This window comes from Kitasatospora sp. MBT63, assembly GCF_000710465.2.
Lineage (GTDB): Bacteria > Actinomycetota > Actinomycetes > Streptomycetales > Streptomycetaceae > Kitasatospora.
In genome coordinates, this window is sequence record NZ_JAIZ01000154.1 from 1 (window position 1) to 5,933 (window position 5,933).

4 protein-coding genes and 1 pseudogene are annotated in these 5,933 nt (G+C 76.0%); 3 read left to right on the forward strand and 2 right to left on the reverse strand.

Features of this window, described 5'->3' with window-relative positions; all coding sequences use genetic code 11:
* A pseudogene (locus tag AA75_RS10310) lies at positions 1-404 on the reverse strand (hypothetical protein); the annotation flags it as partial.
* A gap of 251 nt (positions 405-655) precedes the next feature.
* Between AA75_RS10310 and AA75_RS10315 the strand changes: the two are divergent.
* Together AA75_RS10315 and pgeF are read left to right on the forward strand one after the other, a co-directional pair.
* On the forward strand, positions 656-3,184 hold the full coding sequence (locus AA75_RS10315) for a helicase C-terminal domain-containing protein (RefSeq protein WP_033819577.1): 2,529 nt from the start codon (positions 656-658) through the stop codon (positions 3,182-3,184).
* Between the two features lie 40 nt (positions 3,185-3,224).
* Complete coding sequence (pgeF, locus tag AA75_RS10320; protein ID WP_033819578.1) at positions 3,225-3,941, forward strand: peptidoglycan editing factor PgeF; 717 nt, start codon at positions 3,225-3,227, stop codon at positions 3,939-3,941.
* 46 nt (positions 3,942-3,987) lie between these two features.
* Here pgeF and AA75_RS10325 read toward each other — a convergent pair whose 3' ends face one another.
* Positions 3,988-4,266 carry a hypothetical protein gene (locus AA75_RS10325; RefSeq protein ID WP_033819579.1) on the reverse strand — a complete coding sequence of 93 codons (279 nt, stop codon included), beginning with the start codon at positions 4,264-4,266 and terminating at the stop codon, positions 3,988-3,990.
* A 131-nt stretch (positions 4,267-4,397) separates the two neighbouring features.
* On the opposite strand from AA75_RS10325, the gene AA75_RS10330 reads away from it, so the two are divergent.
* Positions 4,398-5,933 (forward strand): DNA repair helicase XPB (locus tag AA75_RS10330; protein ID WP_033819580.1); only part of this gene is annotated, 1,536 nt, incomplete at its 3' end.

The window sequence follows — 5,933 nt, forward strand, 5'->3', positions numbered from 1 at the left end:
GCCGCGCCGGCCTCCGCCGCCGGGGCCGGGGCCTCGGCGGCCGTGACGGGCACCTCGGCGGTCTCCCGCGGCGGCGGCACCGGCGCCGGGGCGGGTTCCTCGAACGGGTAGAACCTGACGGTGTCCCAGCCCGGGAACCGCGCCGTGACGTCCTCGCCGCCGAGCGGCCGCGCGGGCCGGTCCACCGCCCCGCCGCCCTGGACCGGTACGGCCCCGGCCCCTTCGGCGACGGCCGGCGGCTTGGCCCAGCCCGGCGGCGCCGGCACCTCGGCCGTGTACACGCTCTCCTCGGGCCGCCCGGCCCCGTCGCCACCGCCGGAACGGACCGCGCCGAGCACCCGCTTCCCCGCCCGCCACCACTCGCCGCCCGTGGGGCTGTCGCCACCCGTAGGACTGTCCGCCATCGCCCCTGCCACCCCGTATCGCACCGCCGGCCCACCTGCGCTGACGGTACCCACTGCCGGGCTCCCCAAGCGAGCCGTTCGCCCCCGCACGCCCCGTCCCGGTGCCGCGTGCCCGTCACGCGCCCGTACCCCGCACCCGTACCCCGTGCCCGCCGCCGGGCCACCGCCGGGTCGCCGCCGCGGCCGCCCCGCCCACCCGGCGACGTCCGGGCCTTGCCTTCTCTTGGTCCGGGCCGACTAACCTGGGTCGGATGACCACAACGCAGAGCGGGTCTCGCCCCGGCCGGGCCACCGCCCCCCGCACGCTCGCCGAGGAGCTCCGCGCCCGGAGCGACCAGGCGCTCACCGGCCTGCTCCGCGCGCGGCCCGATCTGCTCAACCCGGTCCCCGGCGACCTCACCCAGCTCGCCGCCCGGCTCTCCAGCCGCGCCTCCGCCCTGCGCGCCCTGGAACGCCTGGACCGCTTCACCCTCCAGGTCGCCGAGGCGCTCGCCGCCCTCCCCGACGGCGGCCCGGACACCGCCGTCCGCAACCTGCTGACCGGCCCGGCCCGGGTCAAGCCCCACCCCGCGGCCGACCCCGCCGACCGCGAGGCCGTCACCGCCGCGCTGCCCGCCGCCCTCACCGAGCTGCGCGAACAGGCCCTGCTCTGGGGCCCGGACTCCGCCCTGCGGCTGGTCATCGCGGTCCGCGAGGCACTCGCCCCGAGCGCCTCCAACCCCGGCCGCACCGGCCTCGGCCCGACCCTCGCCGAGGCGACCGTCGGCATGTCCCCGGCGCGGCTCCAGCAGCTGCTCACCGGCGCCGGACTCCCCCCGACCGCCGACCCGGTGACCGCGGTGGCCGCCCTCGGCGCGCTGCTCACCGACCGCAGGCGCTGCGCCGCGCTGCTCGCCGAAGCGCCCGAACCCGCCCTGGCCCTGCTGGAACGGCTGGTCTGGGGGCCGCCCACCGGCACCGTCCCGGACGCGGCCCGCCCGGTCACCGCCGACGAGGTCCGCAGCCCGGTCGAGTGGCTGCTGGCCCGCGGCCTGCTGCTGCCCTCCAGCGCCGGCTCGGTGGTGCTGCCCCGCGAACTGGCCCTGCACCTGCGCGGCGGCCGCAGTCACCGCACCGTCGAACCGGCGCCACCGGCCCTCACCGCCACCACCGCCCACGACCCGCAGACGGTGGACGCCGCCGCCGCCGGCCAGGCCCACACCGCCGTCGCCACCGTCGAGGAACTGCTGGAGGCCTGGGGCCTCACCCCGCCCGCCACCCTGCGCGCCGGCGGCCTCGGCGTACGCGACCTCAAGCGGGCCGCCCTGATCCTGGAGTGCCCCGAGCCCACCGCCGCGTTCTGGCTCGAACTCGCCTACACCGCGGGCCTGCTCGCCCCGGACGGGGAGGCCGACGAGCGCTGGGCACCCACCCCCGGGTACGACACCTGGCGCCAGCAGCCGACCGCCGACCGCTGGGCCCACCTGGCCCGCAGCTGGTTCACCGCCAGCCGGGTGGCCGCACTGACCGGCACCCCCGACGGCAAGGGCCGTACCCGCGCCGCACTCGGCCCCGAACTCGACCGCACCCTCGCCCCGGTGGTCCGCCGCGCGGCCCTCACCCTGCTCGCCGACCTGCCCGCCGGCTCGGTCGCGGGCGCCGAGGCCCTGCTGCCGGTGCTGCGCTGGCAGCGCCCGCTGCGCGGCGGCCCCACCGGACCGGACGGCCGCGACCTGCGCGACCAGCTCACCAGCTGGACCCTCGCCGAGGCCGAACTGCTCGGCGTCACCGGCCGCGGCGCCCTGGCCGGCCCGGCCCGCGCCCTGCTGACCGGCGCCGACCCCGCCCCCCTGCTGGAGCCGCTGCTGCCGCAGCCGCTCGACCACGTCATCCTGCAGCCCGACCTGACCGCCATCGCGCCGGGCCCGCTGCTCACCCCGCTGGCCCAGGCGCTCGCCCTGTGCGCCGACGTCGAGTCCAAGGGCGGCGCCACCGTCTACCGCTTCACCCCCGAATCGGTACGCCGCGCACTGGACGCCGGTCGCACCGCCGCCGACCTGCACACCTTCCTCGGACGGCACTCCCGCACCCCGGTGCCGCAGCCGCTCAGCTACCTGATCGACGACGTGGCCCGCCGGCACGGCGTGCTGCGGGTCGGCGCCGCCTCCTCGTACCTGCGCTGCGACGACCCGGCGCTGCTCGCCGAGGTGATCGCCGACAAGCGGGCGGCCGAACTGCGGCTGCGGCTGCTCGCCCCCACCGTGCTCGCCGCCCAGGCCGGGCCGGAGACGCTGCTCGGGGTGGTCCGGCAGATGGGGTACGCGCCGGTCGCCGAGTCCGCCGAGGGGGACGTGCTGATCACCCGCCCGGACAGCCACCGGACGCTTCCGCGGACCGCCCCCGTACCGCTCCCGGACGGCCCGCCGCGGCCGGACGCCACCCTGCTGGCGGCCGCGCTGAAGGCGATCAGGGCCGGTGACCGGGCCGCCACCGCGGTACGGCGGGAGACCGTGGCCGGCCCGGCCGCGACCGTCCAGCAGAGCGGGCCGGCCCGCGCCGACCTGCGGCAGCTGCCGCGCACCGCCGCCGCCGACACCCTCGCCGCGCTGCAGACCGCGGTGCTGCTGGGCGAACGCATGTGGATCGGGTACATCAACGCGGAGGGGCTGTCCTCGCAGCGGGTGGTCGACCCGGTCAAGGTGGAGGGCGGCTTCGTCACCGCGTACGACCACCTCTCCGACGAGGTGCGCACCTTCGCCCTGCACCGGATCACCGGCGTCGCCGAGGTCGACGAGGACTGACCGCCGGCCCGGACCACCACCCACCCCTGGGGGAGACCAGATGGAACTCGCACCCGGCATCCGGTACGCCGTCGCCGACCGCCACGGCGGCGTCAGCGCGCCGCCGTTCGACACCCGCAACCTGGGCGGCACCACCGCCGACGACCCGGCCGCGGTCCGCCGCAACCGTGAGCTGACCGCCTGTGGACTCGGCCTGGACCCGGCCCGGGTGGTGTTCATGCGGCAGGTGCACAGCGCGGAGGTCCGGTACGTCACCGAGCCGTTCGGCACCGACGCGCCGCCGCTCGACGCCGTCCACACCGACCGGCCCGGCCTCGCGCTCGCCGCGCTGGCCGCCGACTGCGCGCCGGTACTGCTGGCCGACCCGGTCGGGCGGCGGATCGGCGCCGCGCACTCCGGGCGGGTCGGCACCGTGTCGGGGGTGGTGCCTGCCCTGGTCGCCGCGATGGCCGAGCACGGCAGCAACCCGGCCGACCTGGTGGCCCTGGTCGGGCCGCTGGCCTGCGGCCGGTGCTACGAGGTGCCCGCGGCGATGCGCGAGGAGGCCTGCGCCGGGTTGCCGGAACTGTGGTCCACCACCCGCCGGGACACCCCGGCGCTGGACGTCCGGGCGGGGATCACCGCCCAGCTCACCCGCGCCGGGGTGACCGGAATCCGGCACGACGACCGGTGCACCATGGAGGACCGGGACTTCTTCTCGCACCGCCGCGAGCAGACCACCGGCCGCTTCGCGGCGTACGTCTGGCTCACGGACTGAGCGGAGGCGCCCGCGGCCCGGCGGCCTCGGTGCTGCTGCGGCGGCCTCAGTGCTGCTGCTGGGCCTTCTGGGCGTCCTGCTCCTGCTTCTGCTTCTTCGCCTGGTCGACGATCGACTGCGGGTCGGGCACCTTGGGCTCGACCCCGGTCAGCAGCCCGGTCACGGTGAAGGCCGCGGTGCCGAACAGTCCGCCGGGCTGGCCGATGTCGGCCACCTGGTCCAGGCCGGGGGTCGGGGCGGCCTGCGCGGGGGTCGCACCGACGGCGGTGGCGACGGCGGCACCCGTGAGGGCGAGGCCGGCCAGGAAGCGGTTGCGCGTGTTCATGGCCTGCCCAACGAGCCCGCCCGCGTCCGGTCACCCACCACCACCCGCGCGGGGGGCAGCCGCCGTCCCGCCCCTGCCCCCTGCCGCCGTACGGCACACTGGATGTTTGGCCTCATCGAAAGGGCACAGGCGTGAACGACGGACCGCTCATCGTCCAGAGCGACAAGACGCTGCTGTTGGAGATCGACCACCCCCGGGCCGCCGACTGCCGCCGTGCCATCGCGCCGTTCGCCGAGCTGGAGCGGGCCCCTGAGCACATCCACACCTACCGGGTGACCCCGCTGGGGCTGTGGAACGCTCGCGCCGCCGGGCACGACGCCGAGCAGGTGGTGGACGCCCTGGTGAAGTACTCCCGCTACCCGGTGCCGCACGCGCTGCTGGTCGACGTGGCCGACACCATGGCCCGCTACGGCCGGCTGCAGCTGCAGAAGCACCCCGTGCACGGGCTGGTGCTGTCCACCACCGACCGGCCGGTGCTGGAGGAGGTGCTGCGCTCCAAGAAGATCGTCCCGCTGGTCGGGGCCCGGGTCGACCCGGACACGGTCGTGGTGCACCCCTCCGAGCGCGGCCAGATCAAGCAGGTGCTGCTGAAGCTCGGCTGGCCGGCCGAGGACCACGCCGGGTACGTGGACGGCGAGGCGCACCCGATCGAGCTGGAGCAGGACGGCTGGCACCTGCGTCCGTACCAGCAGCAGGCCGTCGAGGGGTTCTGGCACGGCGGCAGCGGCGTGGTGGTGCTGCCCTGCGGCGCGGGCAAGACGCTGGTGGGCGCGGCGGCGATGGCCGAGGCCAAGTCGACGACGCTGATCCTGGTGACCAACACCGTCTCGGCCCGGCAGTGGAAGCACGAGCTGGTCAAGCGGACCTCGCTGACCGAGGACGAGATCGGCGAGTACAGCGGGACCAGGAAGGAGATCCGTCCGGTCACCATCGCCACGTACCAGGTGATGACGACCAAGCGGAAGGGCGTGTACGCGCACCTGGAGCTGTTCGACGCCCGCAACTGGGGTCTGGTGGTCTACGACGAGGTGCACCTGCTGCCCGCACCGGTCTTCAAGTTCACCGCCGACCTGCAGGCCCGGCGCCGGCTCGGGCTGACCGCCACCCTGGTGCGCGAGGACGGCCGGGAGGGCGACGTGTTCTCGCTGATCGGCCCGAAGCGCTTCGACGCGCCCTGGAAGGAGATCGAGGCGCAGGGCTACATCGCGCCCGCCGACTGCTGCGAGGTGCGGGTCACGCTGTCCGACTCGGAGCGGCTGACCTACGCGACCGCCGAGCCGGAGGAGAAGTACCGGTACTGCTCGACCACCGCCACCAAGCGCCGGGTGGTGGAGTCGCTGGTCCGCAAGCACGCCGGTGACCAGACCCTGGTGATCGGCCAGTACATCGACCAGCTGGACGAGCTCGGGGAGACCCTGAACGCCCCCGTGATCAAGGGCGAGACCAGCAACGCCCAGCGCGAGAAGCTGTTCGAGGCGTTCCGGACCAAGGAGATCAGCGTGCTGGTGGTCTCCAAGGTCGCGAACTTCTCGATCGACCTGCCGGAGGCGACGGTCGCCATCCAGGTCTCCGGGACCTTCGGTTCGCGCCAGGAGGAGGCCCAGCGCCTCGGGCGGGTGCTGCGGCCCAAGGCGGACGGGCACTCGGCGCACTTCTACTGGGTGGTC